This is a genomic window from Liquorilactobacillus sicerae, from assembly GCF_029916425.1.
GTDB lineage: Bacteria > Bacillota > Bacilli > Lactobacillales > Lactobacillaceae > Liquorilactobacillus > Liquorilactobacillus sicerae.
In genome coordinates this window covers 1-472 of sequence record NZ_JAHAVQ010000190.1, presented here as the reverse complement: position 1 = coordinate 472, position 472 = coordinate 1, and the positions used below count along the sequence as shown (strand labels likewise).

The 472-nt window shown below is 35.0% G+C and carries 1 pseudogene; it reads left to right on the top strand.

Annotation, left to right across the window (positions count from 1 at the left end):
* Positions 1 to 185 precede the first annotated feature (185 nt).
* Positions 186 to 472, top strand: a pseudogene (locus KH893_RS11945) (ABC transporter ATP-binding protein); the annotation flags it as partial.

Here is a 472-nt window from a genome sequence, read left to right as displayed (position 1 = left end):
AACAATACCTGGGACATTTCATCGCTTTTCATTTACTTGCAGATTTGCGAAGTAAATTATATGATCATTTGCTATCGTTGGCACCGGCTAAATTAGACGACAAAGAATCCGGCAAAATATTAAAATTATTGGTCAAAGATATTGAGCAGATTGAAGTTTTATAAGCGCATACTGATGCACCGGTTGTGATTGCCGTATTCATTTCAATTTTGCAAGTGTTTGCTATTTTTTTAATTTCACCGTTAATGGCCGGCCTGGCTTTATTAGCATATTTTTGGATTGGTTTTGTACTACCTTTTTTTAGAAAGAAAAAGATTCAGAGCACGAGCTCATCTTTATCGGCGTATGAAACTGAAAATGATCAATTGCTTAGTGAGACCGTTAATGGAAAAAGTGTTTTGCAGCAATTCCAAAAAGTTGATCAACGAATTTCTTTTTTAGATAGGCATCGTGATTCGATAGGCAATATCAT